Below are 16,496 nucleotides of genomic sequence, written 5' to 3'. Positions count from 1 at the left end.
TTAGTTGTCAAATGATAATTGTTTTTTGATAATTAATTTGGTATGTTTTCCTCTGAGGTGATCTTATGGACAACAACCAGCTGTTCCAGAAATTCGTAGCCTTCAGTGCTGCCGTCCATCAAATAACAAACGATATAACCAAAGATGTGAAATCAGAGGCCTTAACGCCGCTGCAATATAAAATTCTCGAATACATCGCCGTCAGCCAGCCGGTAACACTCAGCGAGGTCAGTGACTGTATGCAGATGTCGATGCCCAATACGAGCCGTGAAGTGAAAAAGCTCAGCCAAAAGGGCGTCTGTACCCGGATCACCGACCCGGATGACCGGCGCAAGCAGGGTATTATGCTCTCTGCCGCAGGCGAAGCGCTGATGAACGAAGCCTTTCAGCAGATCGCCGTCCGGTTCGAGCAGCGTATTGCGGGTATAACGGCTGCAGAACGCAAAGAGATCGAGCAGGCGCTCGATCTCTTGCAGCAGAAAGTATTTTATTAAGCCTAGACTATCCTATCCCTATTACACCATTGGTTATTTCACAGCAACGCCCTTCGCCGGAATCTCGGCAGGGGCTTCCTTGCGTTTGATGAAGAAAGCCAGGATCAGCGCAGCTACTGCGGCTCCTGTCGTTACCATAGAAGCCACATTCATCCCGTGAATTAAGCTGTGGACATCTCCCGTTTGTTTCTGGCCGCCACCGCTATGGGTCATTATGGTGACAAGCAGCGCTGTTCCGATGGAACCGGCGACGGTCCGCAGCGTGGTATTCACAGGAATCCCATGCCGGATCAGGGCAGGCGGCAGGGAATTCATCCCGCTGGTGATGACCGGCAGCAAGGTCAGGCTGACGCCGACCATCCGCAGAGAGTAACCGGCCATCAGGAACGTATAGGTCGTATGCTCTGTCAGATTCGAGAACAGCAAGGCAGAGAGGACCGTCAAGCCGAGTCCGGTGATAACCATCGTCCGGGCACCAATTTTATCGAATAGCCTGCCCGCTATGGGCGACATTATACAGATGAGAATCGCACCGGGAAGCAGCATGAGACCTGACTTGAGCGCGGTATAACCAAGCATGGTCTGCATGTAAATAGGCAGCAGTAGCTGGGCACTCAGCATGATAATCATCAGAATCATACTGATCACTGTAGCCATAGTAAAAGCAGGACTGGTGAATACCCGCAGCTCCAGCAGAGGATTCTCCATGGTCAATTGCCGCCAGACGAACAGGCCCAGCGCAATGAACCCGGCCGCCAGGGAGATCAGCACCTCCGTGCTTCCCCAACCTCTGCTGCCGGAGACGCTGAATCCGTATAATACGCCGCCGAAGCCAAGCGAGGATAACGTCATGGATAACGCATCCACCTTGCTTTTCACCTGCGGGGTAACATTCTTAACGAGAAAGACTCCAATGACGGTGATTAGCAGCGAGTATGGAGCCAGAATATAGAACAGCAAACGCCAGGAATGATCCTCTACCAGCCACCCGTTCAATACAGGTCCGATGGCCGGGGCGAAATTAACTGCAAGCCCGATCATCCCCATCGTGAACCCCCGCTTGGCAACCGGGATCAGGATGAACGTTAACGTCTGCACCAGGGGAAGCATGATGCCCACTCCGACGGCCTGCACGATTCTTCCGGTGAGCAGCAGTCCGAAATTCGGCGAGACCGCACACAGGAGCGTTCCCGCAGTCAGCATACCCATGGCAAAGACGAAGACCTGCTTGGTTGTAAACCTCTGAATCAGAAAAGCCGTAATTGGAACCACAATGCCTGTAACCAGTGCAAAAGCCGTTGTCAGCCATTGGGCAGTACTCGTGGACACCTGGAAATCGCCCATAATGTTCGGCAGTGCTGTATTCAGTGAAGATTGATTCAGCAGCCCGAGCATAGTCCCGATAATTAGAATAGCCATGATTAGTACGGTTCCCTTTGGTATTTTCTCCATATTAATTCCCCTCCATTGATACGTATTGATAACCTTCTAAAAGTCCGCCTGATCTATGTCTGGTCGGCATAACGCCACCAGGCAAGAGTACCTATTACGCCAATGCCGCCGGTGAGATACGGAAGTATACGGCTAATCGCCTCCAGATGGGAGCTCTCCTCCCCCGAAGCGCCGCTGAACAATCCGGGAATGGCCCATGGAATATATTCCACAATGCCGAGCGCCCCGCCGAACTGGGCCACTACAATGGTCAGCAGAACCACACCTAGCGGAGTCATATAACCACGGCCGATACAAGCCATCCACGCCACAGGTATGCTCAGGCAGATCACCATGAGACTGACCTCCGCGTAACGTCCGAAGCCATGAAGAATGACCTCCAGGCTCCATCCATCCAAGCCGACAGTCCTTGCTGTTAGGCAGCCGACGATGAACACCATTAGCGCCAGCCCCATGCTGAGGACAGCGGCAACAAGCAGCTTGGCGGCGGCCACCCCGTATCTGGACAGCGGCAGGGCCAGCAGATCCTTGAGCGTGCGGTCGGAATATTCCCGGCCGAAGATCCAGCTGAACACAAATCCGAATCCGATGAGGCCCCCCATAGAGATCACAATACCCAGCTCCTTCAGGAGTCCCGCCATATTGATCTCACCCTCGAAGCTGCTCTGGGAGCCAATCGTTCCCGAGAAGACCAGCCCGATCATGACCGGCACCATCATACTGGCGGCAAGCGAGATCCAGAACAGCCTGGAACGGCGAAGCTTCAGCACCTCTACCCCCAAGGCTGATATCCATTGATTCATCCTTTCTTTCCTCCTTCAGCCTCAATCATTCTTAGAAAATAAGCCTCCAAATCCTCTTCCTCCACCTGAATCAGCGTGGGCGGCATATCCGCATACACAAGCAGCTTGGAGATATGGTCCGGGTTCGCGATAGCACGTTCATCGGCAAGCAGCAGCGTTCCCTCTCCGGCTTCCTGCACAGCATATCCGGCCTGAATCAGCCTCTTCCGGGCACTGGCCGTGTCCCGGGTCTGCACAAGCAGGCGCTTGCGGAGCAGATGCTGCAGCTCCTTCACATCCGCCTCCTGCAGCAGCCGGCCCTGATGCACGATGCCAATCCGCGTCGTCAGCCTGGAGACCTCACCGAGAATATGGCTGGAGATAAAAATCGTTACGCCGTGCTGAAGTGCAAGCTCCCGGAGCAGCTCCCGCACCTCTACAATCCCGGCCGGATCAAGCCCGTTCGTCGGCTCATCCAGTATCAGCACCTGCGGATGATGCAGCATGGCCTTGGCGAGACCCAGCCTCTGCCCGTTGCCGAGGGAGAGCGTCCCTGCCTTGCGGTCCCGGTAAGCGGTAAGCTGAAGCTTATCGATGATGCTGTCAATGGCCTTGCGGTCAGAAATACTCCGCAGCCTGCGGATAATCTCCAGATTCTCGCGGACGGTCAGCTCAGGGTAGGAGTAGGGCGTCTCGACCATGTACCCTACATTTGCCCACAGCTTATGGCTGCCCGCATCCACCCGCTGTCCGAATACATAGGAGGACCCCGAATCAGGGCGGATCATGCCCAGCAGCATGCGGATGGTTGTTGTTTTGCCGGCACCGTTCAGTCCCAGGAAGCCGTAGATTTCGCCCTGGTTCACCTCCAGCGACAGTCCATTCACAGCATGATTGCTGCCAAAATGCTTCGTTAATCGTTCCGTCTGAATCATTGCGGTCATAACATCACTCCTGCCTTTCTTTAAAACTAACTAGTTGTTTATATTTTGTCCAAAAGAACAGCCGCCTCTTACAGCAAAGACGGCTCCATAACGCCATGGATAATAAATTGCACGATCTGCCGGGTGGTCTCTTCTCTCATCTGCGGGGAATCGAGTGTCCCTAGCAAATGTTCAAACCGTGAAGACGACTGCAGGGTAGCTGTAGTCACATTCATAATCATAATCGGAAACAATGCCGGGTCCAGATCCTGGCGGAGGATTCCGTTCTTCTGTGCAGCTAAGGCCAATTCATGCATTTGTGTAGCATCGTCCGGACGATAGGTGATCTGATTCCAGGTCTTCCAGTCTTCAGCGGCCTCCCAGAATAGAATTCTCAGGTAACTCCGGTGCTCCAGGAGGAAGGACACCGTCTCCCGGGTCATAGATTCCAGGAAGCTCCTGAACGCCTCAGGGTCCGATGCAAGCTTCTCATTCTTCAATAATCCGCTAACGAACGTGCCTGTAATCTGTTCGCCAATCTGGTCCGCGCGTTTGACCACTTCTGTATATAGACCCAGTTTGTCGCCAAAATACTGATAAATCAGACTTTTATTGTACCCGGACGCCTTCGCAATGACATCAATCCTTGCCGCTGAATAGCCAAGTTCGGCAAAGATATTCTCGGCAGCATCAAGAATAATCCCTCTGGTTCGGGCAGCATCGTAAATTTTGGGGCTTCGTTTACTTTCTGCTGATGCTATACTTGCCACCTCCATTTATAACTAACTGGTTAGATTTTATGATGAATTCCTGCAGAAGTCAAGTGCAGCTCAATTAGGCCTGGCCCATTCCTCTTGGGTCGGCCTCCCCTTCCAACAATTGGCACAGAACCATTTCTTCCCGGCAACGTCCAATGTATAGAGTTAAATCTATCCATAAGGTGATGAATCCATGACAACAAGAAGAACTGCGCTGCTCTCCCTGCTCGGGCTGACCCTGTTAGCTCCAGCCTCTGTCCATGCAGAAGCAGCCACTACGATTAAGCCTATCTCCATCTATCTGGACGGGCAGCAGCTTCAGCCCGAAGCCCGGCCGCTGAATATCAGCGGTACTGTGCTCGTACCCATGCGTAACCTGTTTGAAGCCCAGGGCGCCGGGCTCTCCTGGAATAATACCAGCAAGACCGTGACGGCCACCAAAGGCGGCACTACCCTGACCTACACCCTTGGTTCAGCCACTGCCCGGCTGAACGGGCAACCGTTCACCCTGAGCGTACCGGGGCAGCTGTCGCAGGGCTACAGCATGATTCCTCTGCGCTTCGTCAGTGAGGCCTTGGGCAGCACCGTCACCTGGGAAGCATCCACAGGTTCCGTCTTAATCTCCTCAGCCGCAGCCTATAACACCTCGATTACATGGGGGGTTAATCTGCGCAGCTCCCCGGACTCAGACAGTGAAGCCAACACGCTTGCCCTGCTACCCGCAGGCAGCAAAATCAAGGTCATCCGCGAAGTGAATGCCCTCTGGCTGGAGGTGCGGACGGAAGATCATGTGACCGGATATCTGTCCTCCAAGCCGAAATATACGGATTACAGAAGTGCCTCTCTGCTGCAGAAGCAAGGGGACGCACTGATTGCCTACGGGAAGAAATATCTGAATGCACCTTATGTATTCGGGGCTTCGCCCGATCAGACCGACACGTTCGACTGCTCGTCTTTTGTGAAACGGGTATTTGCGGACACGCTGTCGGTTGAGCTTCCCCGGGTGTCTTATGATCAGGCGCTGGAAGGCACTGAGGTTGGAGTGGACGAGCTGCGCACGGGAGATCTGCTGTTCTTCAGCGCCCGCGGGCTTGATATTGGACATGTGGCTATCTATGCCGGAAATAATCAGATGCTGCATACCTATTCCAAAGACCTCGGTGTACATATCGAGGCGTTCGGCAGCCAGTGGAAGAAACGTTTCGTTACCGCACGCAGAATTTTATAACATCAAGTACATTCTTACTCCTCTACCAAGGCAGGGCGCTGGAATCCATGCAATGCGTGACACGGTCGGAGAAAAGCCTGAATTATCACCTGCTGTTCTTCCTGCTCATGACTGTTTTATTCAGATATGCCCTCTATTCCAACCGCCGCAGGGCTGCCCGGAGCGGAAACAGCAATGGTAATGGAAGAAATGCGGGGCGATAATCGATTATCAGCAAGAAATAAAAGGACCGGAATCTGCTGCCCGCTGGGGTTCAGATACCGGTTCTTCTGTTTTATGCTTTGCGGACAAACTCCGACTTCAGCTTCATCGCACCAAACCCGTCGATTTTGCAGTCGATATCATGGTCGCCTTCCACCAGCCGGATGTTCTTCACCTTAGTGCCTATCTTCAGAACGGATGAGCTGCCTTTTACCTTGAGGTCCTTAATCACCGTTACGGTGTCCCCGTCAGCCAGAACATTGCCGTTCGAATCCTTAACCACCTTCTGGTCCACGTTGCTTGCATTCTCTGTGTTCAAAGACCACTCATGTCCGCATTCCGGGCATACCAGAAGCGCTCCGTCCTCATAGGTGTACACGGAACTGCACTGCGGGCAGTTTGGTAATTCATTCATTATTTCTTTTCTCCATTTCTGCTTAAGCACTTTTTTTGGGATAATCCTGCTTAATTTTAGCATATAGCTTGCTAGCCAGCGACAATTATATTATCATCTAATTAGATATTCATCTAATAGAAAGCTGGTGGTTATCATCATCCAATTAGAAGAAGTTTCCGACCCCTTGTCTCCGGAAAGCCTTCAGATTCAAGCCTCAATCCTTAATTCCCAGCCTGCCTTCAACCTTATGGTGGAGCATAAAGCGTACCTCGATCCGCTGGAGATCCGCGAAGACAACAGGAAGAACCTCGAAATGGGAGAAAAGATGCTGTACATCAAGGCCCATAGCGGTTACGCCGGGCTAATTACCTACCTTCCCGATTACGGACAGGATCATCATCCATGGATCGGGCTTCTGGTTATTCACCAGCAGTATAGCCGGCAGGGTATCGGGAAGACTGCGGTTCATAAGCTGGAGCAGATATTTAAGCAGCAGGGCTTACCTGCGGTCAGGCTGGCGGTTCAGCTGGAGAATAAGGCCGGGGAAGCATTCTGGACTGCGAACGGCTATGTCCGGATCAGAAGTGCCATGGATAACCACAATAATGAAGTGGATGTCTACGAGAAGCAGTTTAAGTAAAAAGCCGGTGTGGTAATAACTATGATCCAACTGATGCAGCTTGTCCGGGTACAAATGATCTTACGAGGAGTGAGTAGGGCATGAATACATCTGATCGGATCAGCCATCTTCCCGCAAGCGGGGAGGAATATTCCAGCCTGGCCGCTGAGGCCGTAGACGCGATCGAGGATCTGTCCGGGGTTCATCCCGGATACCGCCGCGCGCATGCCAAGGGAATCTGCTGCCGTGCTTTCTTCCGGCCAAGCGGCCTGGGCATGGAATTCACCACCGCTGCACACCTACAGGAGCAGCAGGTGGACGCAGTGGTCCGTTTCTCGGGCAGCTCCACCGATCCGGCGCTGGCGGACCTTCTCTCGCCCGCCAAAGGAATGGCGGTCCAGTTTAGCCTGCCGGATGGAGGGATTACCAATCTGGTCGGAGTGACGATACCTGTCTTTTTTGCCCGCACCCCTGAGTCATTCATAGATATTGTCCGTACGGCCCACCGCGCACAGGCTGGCACACTCGGGACGCTGGAGCTGATCAAGGAGATCACGGTCCACTTCAGCGAGAGCAAGACGAGTCTGCTGGCCGTGAAACGGCTGAAGCCGCCTGCCAGCTACGCAGAGAGCCATTATTACTGCATTCATGCTTATTATTTGGTGAATGCAGAGGGAAGGCAGCAGCCCGTGCGGTTCGAGTGGATTCCCGAGACGGGAGTGCGTACATTATCAGCTGAGGATGCGGCGCAGCAGCCGGAGCATTATCTGGAGGATGAACTTGAGCTTCGCTTCAAGGATGAGTCGGCCATCTTCCAGCTTGTAGCTGTTCTCGGTGAAGAAGGGGACCCGACGGATGACCCTACCCGTGCCTGGCCTGAGGACCGCCGGAGAATCGATCTCGGCCGGCTGCATATCTCGGAGATCATTCCGGAACCGGAGGGGCTGGTAATGGACCCCACCGCAATCACGTCCGGGATACAGCTGTCGGACGATCCGATACTTAACTTCCGCAGCGCAGCCTATGCCGATTCTCATCATAGACGAAGTGAAGGAAGGTAATCCCGGCCGGAGCTGCGGCGGAGGATGCCCGGATACAAATTAAGCGCCAAAGGGACTTTTTGCTGCCCTTTGGCGCTTTTGATTCAATCGCTAGGCCTGGTTGGGTAATGGATAATAATCCAGACACACAGAGAGGAGTGCAGTATGCAGCAGGCTATGATTATCATCAACCCCGCGTCCGGCAAAGCAGACGCGCGGGACTATATCCGCAGTGCGGAAGAGATTCTGCAAAGCACAGGATATCAGGTTACCATCCATGAAACCGCCGGGGAGGGGGATGCCACTGCGTTCTGCGTGCAGGCATGCAGCGGGGGCTATGATCTGGTGGTGGCCATCGGCGGAGACGGCACCCTTCACGAGACCATGAACGGGCTTGCCGATCAGGAGCACCGCCCTACGCTGGGGATTGTGCCCATGGGAACGGTGAATGACTTCGCCCGTGCCCTGCAGATTCCGCTAAGTCCTGCGGATGCCATCCGGACGCTCTCTTCCTCCCGTACGCAAAGAGTCGACATGGGCCGGCTGAACGACCGGCTGTTCGTAAATGTGGTTGCTGCGGGCTCACTGGCCGGCTCACTCTCTTCTGTTACCACCGAAGACAAAACCCGGCTGGGTTTCCTGGCTTATCTGAAAGAAGGCATTAAGGAGCTGGCCAGCAACAGCGCACACGCTCTGACCATTACGCATGACGGGGAGATCTGGGAAGGCTCTTCGCCGCTGTTTATCGCGGCGCTTACGAATTCAGTAGGCGGCTTCGAGAAGCTTGCGCCCGGTGCTGCTGTAGATGACGGGCTGCTTCACTGCTTCATCGTCAAGGATCTTAATCTGCTGAACACCGTTACAGTCAGCATCTCTTTGCTGCTCGGCAACCTGAGAAATCATAAAGATGTTATCTACTTCACGGCCAGAGAAGTCGCGGTGCACTCTCCAGAGCCGGTGAAGACCAATGTCGATGGTGAAGAAGGCCCGCCGCTCCCAATCCGGCTAAGCACGATTCCGCGTCACATCCGGGTTATTGTTCCGGAGCAGTGACTGGCCAACCGGTTACGAATGGCTACTCCCGTGCAGATCGCTGAAATCCTCATTCAGCGTCCACTCCAGACGCCGAACCCACTCACGCTGCACCTCTTTGGGAGCAATCCGCAGCCGGTGCAGCACATTCCATACTTTATATAGGCTGGATGCCTTCAACTGCTGCGGTGTGAACGACAGCGGATTCCCGGACAGGTAGCCCCGGATGAAGGCTGCATTCAGCTTCTGGGCTTGCCCGGGGTAATGCAGCTTCGTGAACCAGCAGACCCAGGCCACGTCATTAAGCGGACCGCCCCATTCTGCCCATTCCCAGTCCAGCACATGAAGTGTACCTTCCGGTTCACAAAGTATATTATGTACCCCGTAATCCCCATGCGTCAGAACCCAAGGCTGGTCCTGGGCATCGGCAGCCGACAGGAGCTGGAGCGAATCCCTGCTCAGGGGACTCGATACGAATTCTAACCTCTTAATCATCTGACTAAGTGCGGACCTGTTGCTGAGGCGCAGACCTTGCTCCAGCAGTTGATACGGCTGCGAATGAATCTGGGAAGCCAGCAGCTGGCCCATTCTGCTGTATATTTGTTCCGCTCTTGCCCAGTCTCCTGCATCAAGGACGGATTGTGCACTTACGCCCGGCATGCAGTCCATCACGAGTATCCGCATCCCGTCCATCTCTGACACCTCATGTATGGCGGGTGTATCACAGCTTCCCTGCACCAGCTTCATTGCCTGGATCTCATTGAGCGTGTCTTCGTTGGACAGATTCGTTACTTTGGCTACAAGCGGAGGCTCCGCCCCCGCCATCAGATAGGCGAAATTTGTATACCCTCCTGTAAGCCGCTCCAACCGGCAGGCATATCTTATTTCCAGCGCTCTGATGATATTAGCATTCATGATATGAAATCCCTCTCTTTTTCCTTCAGTAGACAATAATCCAAGAATATCACATGCTCCAGTTTATTACAGATTAAGGCTTTCTGCACAAGCAGCCCGGCGGTCAACTTCAGGTATCAAGCTTCAGGGGAAATTGTGTGCAACATATACATTCTTATCTTTGCAGCATAAACAGACCCGCAAGTAACTTTACGGGTCTGTTCGGGATGCTTCTTATCGTTCCGGCAGTATTTACGCAGATAGGTTACTGCCGAAGCGTGATGTATAGCTTGTGTAACACAACCATTTGGCCGATATGGTAGGCATTATGCGTAGCCGCATTGCTGATGATTTCCCACCAGGCAGCCGGTTCAGGGAATCCTTTCACCTGTTCCTCCAGTCCCTCTTCGGACAACAGGGTCTGCCATTGCAGCAAGACCTGCAGCAGGCTTCCCCGCAGCTCGCTGAATGCAGTACCCTCCGGAACCACAAAGCTGCGGTTGTTATCACCAACCGGAGGGACAGCATCCACCCGCCCCGCCCGGTACCTGCTCTGCCAGGTCTCATTCCAGTACAGCAAATGCCCGGTAAGCTCAGCAATACTGTTCAAGCCCGCTCCGGGCTTCCAGAAAGCTTCTTCCTCTGTAACCGCCTCTACCGCCTGAATGAACGGAAGATGCCAGCTGGGGTCATTGGCATTCGCCAATAATTGATTGGCAAGCACATCCTTGGCATGAACCATACTTCCACTCTCCTTTTCTTACTGAAAATACCACAAACCGGACATCCTAAGCCAGGCAGGGTTCAACTATAATTAAAGTCCTCTTCCCTTAACGGGAACGAGGACTTTCTCTACATCCCAGAAGGATGATAATCGCTTAACTTACCGTAATAAACCAGCTCCAGCCGGTCGCTCTGCCGGAAATCATCCGGGGTCACGAGTGCAGGCAGCTTATTCCACAGCTTAATCCCTGAGCGCTCCAGAATCTCGGCAACAAACTGCGAGCAGAAGTAGGAGTTGCTGAATTCAACCGGCTCCTTCAGCGCTATGCCGATGACGCCGAGAATATTATAGAGATACTTCTGGCGGCTGCGGATGAAGACATGCAGAACCCGCTTCATTTTCTCCACCTCACGGTCTGTAACCTGAAGCCTGTAGATGACGCATGTTGTACCCGGATACTTGCTGTATGTACCTGTACGGATATCCTCCTTCACGAACCCGCCGTTCAGCGGATTGGCCGGATGCTTCCGCCCGAAGCTGTACAGCTCTGACAGCTCCCGGTTAAACGAGATGGAGGCATGATTATACGGAGCCTTGGTGTAGCCCTGGATCAGCTTCGTAAAAAGCGTACCTGTATTGGTGAGCAGAATATAGACCGAAGAATCAGCTGACATTACAATTTTCCCCTTATAGTCTGGTATATAGGCCTTATGTGGCAGTGATCCGGTAACTCGCCAGAATCCTGCACATAATACAACATTTCCCTCATTAAATCGGCTCAAATTCAAAATTGTTGTACAAAAGGCAGCATTTCGCCTCTTCCAAGCGGCTTAGCGGGACTTATTCTTGTATTTCATACAACAATTCTCCCGTACACCCGGCTATTAATGATTCTGAGTTGTAGAACGTACAACATTCATGCCTGCAGTGCCTACTAAGAAGGCTACAGACTGCCGGAAACGAATCAGATCAAGTGTAAGCTTCAAAATAAGCTGGACACTCTGTTTATTCTAACATAAAATTCCTTTATTGAAATTCCACCCATAGATAAGTTGGTGATTGCTGATGAACCGCTCGTTATTTACGCTCGTACTTATTTTCGCAGCTTTATCGGTTATACACTTATTGTATCTTGCTGTCAGCAGACTGCAGAAGGACAAGGACTATACCGGAATCGGCTTCCGGATCAAAACCTGGTGGGGCATGCTGTTCATCTTCTGCCTGGCTACCCTGTCCAATTCCGTCGTTTCCCTGCTGTCCCTGATGGTACTGGCCTTCTTCGCGCTCAAAGAATATTTCTCCATGATCCGGACAAGAAAAGCGGACCGCAGGCTGTTCCTCTGGGCGTACCTGTCTATTCCGCTGCAATTCTACTGGGTCTATATCGAGTGGTACGGGATGTTCATCGTCTTCATTCCGGTCTATGTGTTCCTGCTGCTGCCGCTTCCGCGGCTGATTAACAAAGGAACGCTCGGCTTCCTGCGCAGTGTCAGCGCTACCCAGTGGGGACTGATGCTCATGGTCTTCGGGCTAAGCCATCTGGCCTACTTCCAGTTTGCGTCGCCGGAGTATGGGGCCGGTCTTGTCCTGTTTCTGGTCGTGCTGACCCAGCTGAATGATGCCGTTCACTATCTGGCGTCGATCTATTTCGGCAAACACAAAATCGTCCCTACCTCCAACCCCTACCTGACCTGGGAAGGATTCGCCTGCGCGTTCGTTGTGACTACAGCGGTCTCCTATCTGATCTATCCGCACCTCACACCGCTGAACCCGGCCTTCGGGTATCTCTCCGGCATGCTGATCAGCCTCAGCGGCTTCTTCGGCAGCCTGACCGTATCTGTGCTCAAGCGCGATCTGCTGATCGGCGATGATGATAAATTCGCTGCGCTGAAGAAAAGCTACCTCAGCCGCATCGACAGTCTTACCTATACCGCTCCAGTATTCTTCCATGTGATCCGTTACTTCTTCGACTTCATGTAGCCGTCCGGCAGGCCTGCTGCCGCCCGGGAACACAGAAACAGAGACTATCCGCTAATGGATAGTCTCTGTTGTGCTGTCAGGCTACAAATGCTCAGCCTGCTTATTTAGTGCTGGCCGCTGCATCTGCAGGAGCTGTGGTGCCTGCATCCGCTGGTTTAGTAGTTCCTGCGTCTACTGGCTTCGTGGTGCCTGCATCCGCAGGAGCTGTGGTGCCTGCATCCGCTGACTTGGTAGTCCCTGCGTCAGCTGGCTTGGTAGTTCCTGCATCCGCTGGCTTCATGGTGCCTGCATCCGCTGGCTTGGTAGTCCCTGCATCCGCTGGCTTGGTGGTGCCTGCATCCGCTGGTTTCGTTGTCCCTGCGTCTGCTGGCTTGGTCGTGCCGGCGTCAGCTGGCGGTGTGCCGCCTTGACCGTTGCCTCTGCCGCCTCCACCACCGAATCCGCCTCCGCCGCCAGGGCCGCCCATGCCGCTTGGGGCAGTGGTTATACCGGATTCATTGACCCAGGTTACACTGCCGGTGATATCAAAGGTCACGAATTCGTTGCCTCCGCTGTACTCGCCATCCGTATACAATCCGTCTACGGCTGTTCCGGTAGAGCTGCCTCCGGTATAGACAGTGTATGAGCCTTCTTTCAGCTCAGGGGAGCTCACAACTACCGTCTGGAAGCTCTTCGATGGAGTAAAGGTCAGGATGGTAGTTCCGTCAGCGTCTTCCAGGTGAACCATTGTACCCGCTTGCTGGGTTTCCGAGAAGGTCATGCCTACCGAATACTGGCTGGATTCTTCACCAGGAGCCTGTGCCATACCGGAAGCGCCTGCTGCCACCAGATATCCGCCCGTCATGTTGAAGGTTCCGTCATAATCCAGTGCGCCGTTGCCCGAGTTCTCAGGTCCATTCACAATTGCGGTTCCGCCGGTCATCGTGATTGACCCGTTGGAATCCAGGCCGTCGCCTGCTGCATCCACGGTCAGGGTCCCGCCGCTGATGGTCAGCAGGTTGCTTCCGGTGCCGGCAGTGAATTGATCTTGTGCCTGGGTTCCCCCAGCAGCCGCATTATCATCGTTGCCGCCGGCCACATTCACGCCGTCATCCGTCGCGACTACATGAATCTCACCGCCGGATACGGTAATATTTCCTCCTTCAATCCCTTCATAGCTCTTCGTAATGTTGATCGTTCCGCCGGACAGGGAGGTCAGGGAATCCGCATGGATTCCGTCATCGCCTGCGGCAATTTCGAATTGTCCGTCCGTGATGGAGACATTGCTGTTGCTGTGCACCGCATCATCTGCGGAATCAATCTTGAAGCTTCCTCCGTTCACGGTGAGGTCCCCGCCTGCTTTCAGCCCCTTGGCGCTGGTCGATTCAGTCTCCGTGGTGGTAGCGGCACCGGTGCTGGCAGCTGCAGCCTGGTCTGTTGTTGCCGCTGCATCCATCGCAGGCGGAGTTCCTCCTGCTGCTGCCTGATCCCCGGAAGTCTCTGCTCCCGGACGTTGGCCGCCGAAGCCACCGCCGCCCATGCCCATTCCGCCTTCACCAGCCTTCACTTCCGCATTTACACTGCCGCCGCCGGTTACCAGGGTGTAGGTTCCGCCGTCAATTACAGCCGCCGTCTCGGCCTGAATGCCGTCATTGCCTGCGGTAATATCAAAGGTTCCTGCTGCAATCGCGATGAAGCCTTTGTCCGCTTCTTCGTCGTTGGTCGATTTAATGCCATCGCCCTCTGCGTTGATCGTAATCGTACCGTCTTGTACGGCGATCAGGTCTTTGCCGACGATGCCATCATCTGCTGCCTTCACTTCAATCGTGCCGGACATGATCTTCAGATCGTCTTTGCTTGAAATACCATCGTTGTAATTACCGGTTACCGTCAGCTTGCCGGTACCGTTAATGGTCAGATCAGCTTTACTGAAGATGGCCGCGCCTGGTTCATCGGTAGCCGCATCTGCGAACACATAAGCCGCTCCGTCAGTCACGCTATTCTCTGTGCCTTCCTGCAGGGTAATCACTACTTTACCCGCTTCCTTAATATAGATGGGTGCACTGTCGCTCTCCGTCAGCTGTGCACCGTTCATTATCAGCCGTACGGTTCCCTTCGCCTGCTCGTCTACAATAATCTGTCCGTCACTGAGCGTGCCGCTGAGTACATAAGTCCCTGCTTCCGTAATCGTTACTGTTCCGCCTGCAGCTGTGGCACCGGCGCCGTCGACAGCAGCGCTCGTTCCGGCCAGTGTAACCGCGGTCGAATCCGCCTCCGTCCAGGCCGTCTCAGCATCGTCTTCATCAAAAGCTACCAGATCCGTCAGCTTCACACTTGCCAGCTGCACTGCGGCAGACGTACTGCTCTGCTCAGCCGTTACTGCAGTACCTGCGTTGTTACTTGCAGTATTTTGCGTATCGGCGTTTGTGCTGCAAGCCGACATGACTGCGGCGCATAACAGTACCAGTCCTATTTTACTGCCTAAGATTAAGTTCTTCATCTGTCATCGTTCCCTTCTAGTCCAGCATTAATAGTCATTCATGACAGGAGCCATGGTCAGTGAGAGGTCAAGGTTACCGTTGCGTGTGCGGATAGCATCTAGCAGTTCCTTCTGGCTGGTGTGCTCATCAATCGTTACGGCATAGACCAGTTCATACAGGCTGCCTAGTTCGGTGGTTCTGATTTTCTTAAGCTCGTAAGCCACACCAAACTTGTTGAAGACTTCCGCGAAAGCTTCCTCATACCCCAGATTCTCGGGAATGGTCACTTTCAGTGTCTTTTGCATCGACTTTCTGAGGCCAAAGCCTGTGCGGTTCAGCACGACCATCAGGATACAGAGAATAATGGTGAAGAGTACCGCATATCCGAATGATCCAACCCCGCAGGCCAGGCCGGAGGCCATAGTGAACAGGACGAAGGTGATATCCTTCGGATCGCCGGGTGCGCTTCTGAACCGGATGATAGAGAAGGCGCCGGCAAGGCTGAAGGCCCGGGCCACGTTGCTGCCGATGAGCAGAATGATGATGGCCACAATGACCGGCAGCAGGACCATCGTAAGCGTGAAGCTCTGCGAATATCCGGCAGGGTTCGTCTTCATGTAGGTGAAGCTGATAAGTCCGCCAAGTACAATCGAGATCAATATGGTTAGAATTGCATTAGTGAAGGTTAGCTCCGTAGTGGTCAGGGCTGCGGAAAAAATCGAATCAAGCATATAGGGCACTCTCTCTTTCTGCTTTGCTGTTCTTCAGCATTTTTTTATATTCGTTGCCGTATTTGGAGAAGCTGGTGCGGTACATCTGGTGCTCCGAGAGCATTTTGGCCAGCCAGACCGGAATCGTCTTCTCGGCCTTCACTTCCATCAGCCATTGGCCCGGCTCCAGCAGCTCTTCGCCGTATACGCCGTGCTCCATCTTCAGATCGTACCGCCGGCAGCGGATGTTCGTATCGAAGGTGATGCGCAGGTCGCGGTTGTTTTTGCAGAACATCGCCTTGCGGTCATAGGACAGGTACAGCTTCGGCTGCAGGTCATAGCGGGTCAGCATGTACTTGATTTCTTCAATCACCTGCTTGTTCATGTAGCTCTTGAATTCAGGCTCGATCCCGCTGGCGACAAACTCATAGGCTTCATTCAGCTTGAGCGGGGTTCTTCTCTTGTTCACCAGGCCGAACACCTTTTTCTTAATTTCCAGATAGACCTTGGTCTCGCCGGTAGGAATGCCATATGCTCTGATGCGAAGCTTCTCCTTATATTTCGGCTTGGCCAGGCTGCTGCGGATCAGGGAATCATGGGGTGTGTCATAATATAGATTGGTGATGGAGTAGTACTCATGCTGTTTGTTGTACTCATCGGGTTCCATGTATTCGAGCAGTTCGTTATAGAGCTTCATGTAGGATTCAGTGCCAAGCAGATATTTGTTCTCGTAACGGTTGAACACTTCGATCGCCATATGGGTTCAGATCCTTTCGGGTTGTGTAATGGAGACTGCCTTTATC

At 53.4% G+C, this 16,496-nt stretch carries 17 protein-coding genes; 6 read left to right on the top strand and 11 right to left on the bottom strand.

From position 1 onward, the window contains the following. The first annotated feature begins 65 nt into the window (after nucleotides 1-65). On the top strand, nucleotides 66-494 hold the full coding sequence (locus tag NSU14_RS33355; RefSeq protein ID WP_042140450.1) for a MarR family winged helix-turn-helix transcriptional regulator: 429 nt from the start codon (nucleotides 66-68) through the stop codon (nucleotides 492-494). Nucleotides 495-527: 33 nt separating this feature from the next. Here the strand turns inward: NSU14_RS33355 and NSU14_RS33350 are convergent, their stop codons facing one another. The 4 genes from NSU14_RS33350 to NSU14_RS33335 form a co-directional block, all read right to left on the bottom strand. After that, nucleotides 528-1,946 carry a DHA2 family efflux MFS transporter permease subunit gene (locus NSU14_RS33350; RefSeq protein ID WP_340948629.1) on the bottom strand — a complete coding sequence of 473 codons (1,419 nt, stop codon included), beginning with the start codon at nucleotides 1,944-1,946 and terminating at the stop codon, nucleotides 528-530. A 53-nt stretch (nucleotides 1,947-1,999) separates the two neighbouring features. Next, the gene (locus NSU14_RS33345) at nucleotides 2,000-2,749 is read right to left on the bottom strand and encodes an ABC transporter permease (RefSeq protein ID WP_340948627.1); all 750 of its coding nucleotides are present in this window, start codon (nucleotides 2,747-2,749) and stop codon (nucleotides 2,000-2,002) included. Then, nucleotides 2,746-3,672 carry an ABC transporter ATP-binding protein gene (locus NSU14_RS33340; protein WP_340948626.1) on the bottom strand — a complete coding sequence of 309 codons (927 nt, stop codon included), beginning with the start codon at nucleotides 3,670-3,672 and terminating at the stop codon, nucleotides 2,746-2,748. Before NSU14_RS33340 ends, NSU14_RS33345 begins: the two co-directional genes overlap by 4 nt. A 68-nt stretch (nucleotides 3,673-3,740) precedes the next feature. Next, nucleotides 3,741-4,427 (bottom strand): TetR/AcrR family transcriptional regulator, encoded by a 687-nt coding sequence (locus NSU14_RS33335; protein WP_340948625.1) that lies wholly within the window; start codon nucleotides 4,425-4,427, stop codon nucleotides 3,741-3,743. Between the two features lie 175 nt (nucleotides 4,428-4,602). Here NSU14_RS33335 and NSU14_RS33330 point away from each other — a divergent pair, with 175 nt between their 5' ends. After that, entirely contained in the window at nucleotides 4,603-5,637 is a 1,035-nt protein-coding gene (locus NSU14_RS33330) for a C40 family peptidase (RefSeq protein ID WP_340948624.1), read from the top strand. Nucleotides 5,638-5,911: 274 nt separating this feature from the next. On the opposite strand, the gene NSU14_RS33325 is transcribed toward NSU14_RS33330, so the two are convergent. Next, on the bottom strand, nucleotides 5,912-6,253 hold the full coding sequence (locus tag NSU14_RS33325; RefSeq protein WP_042140457.1) for a zinc ribbon domain-containing protein YjdM: 342 nt from the start codon (nucleotides 6,251-6,253) through the stop codon (nucleotides 5,912-5,914). 166 nt (nucleotides 6,254-6,419) lie between these two features. Here NSU14_RS33325 and NSU14_RS33320 point away from each other — a divergent pair, with 166 nt between their 5' ends. The 3 genes from NSU14_RS33320 (at nucleotide 6,420) to NSU14_RS33310 (ending at nucleotide 8,947) form a co-directional block, all read left to right on the top strand. Next, nucleotides 6,420-6,875: a GNAT family N-acetyltransferase gene (locus NSU14_RS33320; protein ID WP_340948622.1), complete on the top strand. Its 456-nt coding sequence runs from the start codon at nucleotides 6,420-6,422 to the stop codon at nucleotides 6,873-6,875. A gap of 80 nt (nucleotides 6,876-6,955) precedes the next feature. Then, nucleotides 6,956-7,915 (top strand): catalase family peroxidase, encoded by a 960-nt coding sequence (locus tag NSU14_RS33315; RefSeq protein ID WP_340948621.1) that lies wholly within the window; start codon nucleotides 6,956-6,958, stop codon nucleotides 7,913-7,915. A gap of 144 nt (nucleotides 7,916-8,059) precedes the next feature. Continuing rightward, on the top strand, nucleotides 8,060-8,947 hold the full coding sequence (locus tag NSU14_RS33310) for a diacylglycerol/lipid kinase family protein (RefSeq protein WP_336102741.1): 888 nt from the start codon (nucleotides 8,060-8,062) through the stop codon (nucleotides 8,945-8,947). A 12-nt stretch (nucleotides 8,948-8,959) separates the two neighbouring features. Here NSU14_RS33310 and NSU14_RS33305 read toward each other — a convergent pair whose 3' ends face one another. From NSU14_RS33305 to NSU14_RS33295, 3 genes are all read right to left on the bottom strand, one after another. After that, complete coding sequence (locus tag NSU14_RS33305) at nucleotides 8,960-9,841, bottom strand: phosphotransferase family protein (RefSeq protein ID WP_340948620.1); 882 nt, start codon at nucleotides 9,839-9,841, stop codon at nucleotides 8,960-8,962. Nucleotides 9,842-10,085: 244 nt separating this feature from the next. Next, nucleotides 10,086-10,562 (bottom strand): DinB family protein, encoded by a 477-nt coding sequence (locus tag NSU14_RS33300; RefSeq protein WP_340948619.1) that lies wholly within the window; start codon nucleotides 10,560-10,562, stop codon nucleotides 10,086-10,088. Nucleotides 10,563-10,672: 110 nt separating this feature from the next. Continuing rightward, nucleotides 10,673-11,218, bottom strand: a complete 546-nt coding sequence (locus NSU14_RS33295; protein ID WP_039295040.1) for a hypothetical protein — start codon at nucleotides 11,216-11,218, stop codon at nucleotides 10,673-10,675. 391 nt (nucleotides 11,219-11,609) lie between these two features. Between NSU14_RS33295 and NSU14_RS33290 the strand changes: the two genes are divergently transcribed. Beyond that, the gene (locus NSU14_RS33290; protein ID WP_042140464.1) at nucleotides 11,610-12,524 is read left to right on the top strand and encodes a phosphatidate cytidylyltransferase; all 915 of its coding nucleotides are present in this window, start codon (nucleotides 11,610-11,612) and stop codon (nucleotides 12,522-12,524) included. Between the two features lie 100 nt (nucleotides 12,525-12,624). Here the strand turns inward: NSU14_RS33290 and NSU14_RS33285 are convergent, their stop codons facing one another. From NSU14_RS33285 to NSU14_RS33275, 3 genes are read right to left on the bottom strand one after another with little or no spacing between them, the layout of a single operon-like run. Beyond that, nucleotides 12,625-15,003, bottom strand: a complete 2,379-nt coding sequence (locus NSU14_RS33285; protein ID WP_340948618.1) for a carbohydrate-binding domain-containing protein — start codon at nucleotides 15,001-15,003, stop codon at nucleotides 12,625-12,627. A gap of 27 nt (nucleotides 15,004-15,030) precedes the next feature. Continuing rightward, on the bottom strand, nucleotides 15,031-15,714 hold the full coding sequence (locus NSU14_RS33280; RefSeq protein WP_042140465.1) for a DUF4956 domain-containing protein: 684 nt from the start codon (nucleotides 15,712-15,714) through the stop codon (nucleotides 15,031-15,033). Continuing rightward, nucleotides 15,707-16,450, bottom strand: coding sequence for a polyphosphate polymerase domain-containing protein (locus tag NSU14_RS33275; protein ID WP_042140466.1), 744 nt, complete (start codon nucleotides 16,448-16,450; stop codon nucleotides 15,707-15,709). The genes NSU14_RS33280 and NSU14_RS33275 overlap by 8 nt, the downstream gene beginning before the upstream one ends. Nucleotides 16,451-16,496: the final 46 nt, after the last annotated feature.

This window comes from Paenibacillus sp. FSL R10-2771 (genome assembly GCF_038000205.1).
Classification (GTDB): domain Bacteria; phylum Bacillota; class Bacilli; order Paenibacillales; family Paenibacillaceae; genus Paenibacillus_AQ; species Paenibacillus_AQ phytohabitans.
Note: the sequence above shows the minus strand (reverse complement) of the source record. Positions and strands in the feature narration are given on the sequence as shown.

Bases quoted from the DNA above. Each gene is read 5' to 3' on its own strand.
- NSU14_RS33355 (WP_042140450.1), top strand. From the start codon at position 66: ATGGACAACAACCAGCTGTTCCAGAAATTCGTAGCCTTCAGTGCTGCC.
- NSU14_RS33350 (WP_340948629.1), bottom strand. From the start codon at position 1,946: ATGGAGAAAATACCAAAGGGAACCGTACTAATCATGGCTATTCTAATT.
- NSU14_RS33345 (WP_340948627.1), bottom strand. From the start codon at position 2,749: ATGAATCAATGGATATCAGCCTTGGGGGTAGAGGTGCTGAAGCTTCGC.
- NSU14_RS33340 (WP_340948626.1), bottom strand. From the start codon at position 3,672: ATGACCGCAATGATTCAGACGGAACGATTAACGAAGCATTTTGGCAGC.
- NSU14_RS33335 (WP_340948625.1), bottom strand. From the start codon at position 4,427: ATGGAGGTGGCAAGTATAGCATCAGCAGAAAGTAAACGAAGCCCCAAA.
- NSU14_RS33330 (WP_340948624.1), top strand. From the start codon at position 4,603: ATGACAACAAGAAGAACTGCGCTGCTCTCCCTGCTCGGGCTGACCCTG.
- NSU14_RS33325 (WP_042140457.1), bottom strand. From the start codon at position 6,253: ATGAATGAATTACCAAACTGCCCGCAGTGCAGTTCCGTGTACACCTAT.
- NSU14_RS33315 (WP_340948621.1), top strand. From the start codon at position 6,956: ATGAATACATCTGATCGGATCAGCCATCTTCCCGCAAGCGGGGAGGAA.
- NSU14_RS33310 (WP_336102741.1), top strand. From the start codon at position 8,060: ATGCAGCAGGCTATGATTATCATCAACCCCGCGTCCGGCAAAGCAGAC.
- NSU14_RS33305 (WP_340948620.1), bottom strand. From the start codon at position 9,841: ATGAATGCTAATATCATCAGAGCGCTGGAAATAAGATATGCCTGCCGG.
- NSU14_RS33300 (WP_340948619.1), bottom strand. From the start codon at position 10,562: ATGGTTCATGCCAAGGATGTGCTTGCCAATCAATTATTGGCGAATGCC.
- NSU14_RS33295 (WP_039295040.1), bottom strand. From the start codon at position 11,218: ATGTCAGCTGATTCTTCGGTCTATATTCTGCTCACCAATACAGGTACG.
- NSU14_RS33290 (WP_042140464.1), top strand. From the start codon at position 11,610: ATGAACCGCTCGTTATTTACGCTCGTACTTATTTTCGCAGCTTTATCG.
- NSU14_RS33285 (WP_340948618.1), bottom strand. From the start codon at position 15,003: ATGAAGAACTTAATCTTAGGCAGTAAAATAGGACTGGTACTGTTATGC.
- NSU14_RS33280 (WP_042140465.1), bottom strand. From the start codon at position 15,714: ATGCTTGATTCGATTTTTTCCGCAGCCCTGACCACTACGGAGCTAACC.
- NSU14_RS33275 (WP_042140466.1), bottom strand. From the start codon at position 16,450: ATGGCGATCGAAGTGTTCAACCGTTACGAGAACAAATATCTGCTTGGC.